This window comes from Arthrobacter sp. CAL618, assembly GCF_000468215.1.
Lineage (GTDB): Bacteria > Actinomycetota > Actinomycetes > Actinomycetales > Micrococcaceae > Arthrobacter_D.
The window spans coordinates 1-2,507 of sequence record NZ_ASZW01000283.1 but is presented as its reverse complement, the minus strand read 5'-3'; the positions used below and the strand labels follow the sequence as shown (position 1 = coordinate 2,507).

Below are 2,507 nucleotides of genomic sequence, written 5' to 3'. Positions count from 1 at the left end.
GGCGGGTTTCTTCGCGGGGACGCGGTTGGCTTCCCAGGGCAGCAACATGGAGACCAGCGATTCGGGGCCGGCCAGTTCCACCTTGGTGGCCGCCGTGTTGGCCGCATACCGGTGGGCCCGGCTGGCCTTCCCGAGTCGCCGCAACACACCGGCCACCTCGCCGGTGCTCCACGACGGATCCATCCCAGCCAACGAAACCGAGTCAACAGAACCCGGGCTAGCCGCACCCAGGCTGGCCGTAAAAACCTCAGCGATGCTGCGGTTCCCGCCGGTATTCTCCTGCTGCTTCATACCTCCATCACATCATCTGCCACTGACATTCTTCGGCGTCAGGCAGGCCGGCAGGACCAACCCGGATTAAGCTCACAGCGAACAGCGTGAACGGTCTCTTCAGGACCCGGCAGGCGAACGCCACGGGGTGCGTACGCCGTCGTTCTCGCAGAATGGCGTGGTCGCAGCCTCCCCGGCCAGACAACCTCCATCGACTAATTTCCGAGCGCCAACCGGTTCTGCCAATTCAACGGTCGTCGCGACCATGTCGTTGCCGGGACAGTCATATCCCGCCTCAGGCAATGCCTCAACATCCCTTCTGATCACTACCTGATCTTCTTCGTAGCTGATCTTTGGCTCCAGCACAGGCCCGGTCACGCCGCCCGAGCAACCTATCCGGGTCACGTCCACCCTAAAACTCGCTGAACTTGCCCAAAGTGGGGGAAAGATCACGTGATTGAGCCACTGTCCGACTCCGTGCCTATGCTTGGGATACCGCCCGGTACCCAACCGAAAGGACCGTGTTGAAATGGCTCATAGAGTCCAAGCCGTAGTTGTCAGGGAAAAGAACGCACCAGCCAGCATCGAGACCATCCTCGTCCCAGATCCGGGACCTGGTGAAGCACTGGTCGATATCCTCACCTGCGGCGTTTGCCATACCGATCTGCACTACAAGCAGGGTGGGATCAGTGACGATTACCCCTTCCTCCTCGGCCACGAAGCCACCGGTGTGGTCAGCGCCGTCGGACCCGACGTTACCCAGGTAGCACCCGGCGACCGCGTCATCCTGAACTGGCGTGCGGTCTGCGGCGAATGTCGTGCCTGCCGTCGCGGTGAAGCGCAGTACTGCTTCAACACCCACAACGCCACCCAGAAAATGACGCTTGAAGACGGCACCGAGCTCTCCCCTGCCCTGGGTATTGGCGCTTTCGCCGAGAAGACTCTCGTCGCTGCCGGCCAGTGCACCAAGGTGGATCCCGAAGCGGATGCGGCCGCCGTCGGCCTCCTGGGCTGCGGCGTCATGGCAGGCATCGGCGCCGCCATCAACACCGGCAACGTGCGCCGGGGCGACTCGGTAGCCGTCATCGGTTGCGGCGGCGTGGGCAGTGCAGCCATCGCTGGCGCCAAGCTCGCGGGTGCGACGACGATTATCGCCGTAGACATCGATGACCGAAAGCTTGAAGCAACCAGGAAACTGGGAGCAACCCACACGGTCAACTCCAAGAACCAGGACGCTGTCGAGGCCATTCAGGCCCTCACCGGCGGCAACGGCGCCAACGTGGTGATCGACGCCGTCGGCCGCCCCGAAACCTACAAACAGGCGTTCTACGCACGCGATCTCGCCGGCACAGTGGTGCTGGTGGGCGTCCCTACCCCTGACATGATGCTGGAACTGCCGCTGCTCGATGTCTTCGGTCGCGGCGGCTCGCTCAAGTCGTCCTGGTACGGCGACTGCCTCCCCTCCAGGGACTTCCCAATGCTGGTCAGCCACTACCAGCAGGGCAACCTGGACCTCGATGCCTTCGTCACCGAACGGATCAAGCTCGACCAGGTTGAAGCCGCGTTCGACAAGATGCACGACGGCTCGGTGCTGCGCTCGGTGGTGGAACTCTGATGGCTGCACGCATTGAACACCTGCTGACCAGCGGAACCTTCTCCCTCGATGGCGGAACCTGGGACGTTGACAACAATGTCTGGATCATCGGCGATGACACCGAATGCATCGTCATCGACCCTGCGCACAACGCTGCAGCGGTGGTGGAACAGATCAATGGGCGACAGGTCCGAGCCATCCTGCTCACCCACGGCCATGATGATCACATCCGCGCCGTCGGCGACGTCTACGACGCTGTCCGGGCGCCCATCCACCTGCATCCGGCCGACCGGATGCTGTGGGACCAGGTCTATCCTGACCCGGCGCCGGACCAGGACATCAACGACGGCGATGAATTCACGGTCGCTGGCGTCACCCTGAAGGCGCTGCACACCCCCGGGCATTCCCCCGGGTCCGTGAGCTTCTACCTCGGAGAGGCCGGCACCGTCTTTACCGGCGACACCCTGTTCCAGGGCGGTCCCGGCGCGACTGGCCGATCCTTCAGCGACTTCCCCACCATCATCGAATCCATCCGTGACCGCCTGCTCAGCCTCCCGGCTGACACGGTGGTTCGCCCCGGGCACGGCGATTCAACGACGGTGGGCGCCGAGGCGCCATCACTTGATGAATGGATTGCGCGCGG

At 63.4% G+C, this 2,507-nt stretch carries 3 protein-coding genes; 2 read left to right on the top strand and 1 reads right to left on the bottom strand.

Features of this window, described 5'->3' with window-relative positions:
- The coding region (locus tag K728_RS0117455; protein ID WP_024477472.1) for a hypothetical protein at positions 1 to 291 on the bottom strand (291 nt) is incomplete at its 3' end.
- 508 nt (positions 292 to 799) lie between these two features.
- On the opposite strand from K728_RS0117455, the gene K728_RS0117450 reads away from it, so the two are divergent.
- Together K728_RS0117450 and K728_RS0117440 are read left to right on the top strand one after the other, a co-directional pair.
- The gene (locus K728_RS0117450) at positions 800 to 1,885 is read left to right on the top strand and encodes an S-(hydroxymethyl)mycothiol dehydrogenase (protein WP_024477471.1); all 1,086 of its coding nucleotides are present in this window, start codon (positions 800 to 802) and stop codon (positions 1,883 to 1,885) included.
- Positions 1,885 to 2,507: MBL fold metallo-hydrolase (locus tag K728_RS0117440; RefSeq protein ID WP_024477470.1), on the top strand; the 623-nt coding region annotated here is incomplete at its 3' end. The genes K728_RS0117450 and K728_RS0117440, both read left to right, overlap by 1 nt.

What these genes read in the sequence shown, in the direction of transcription:
- K728_RS0117450 (WP_024477471.1), top strand. Translation starts at nt 800, where the DNA reads ATGGCTCATAGAGTCCAAGCCGTAGTTGTCAGGGAAAAGAACGCACCA.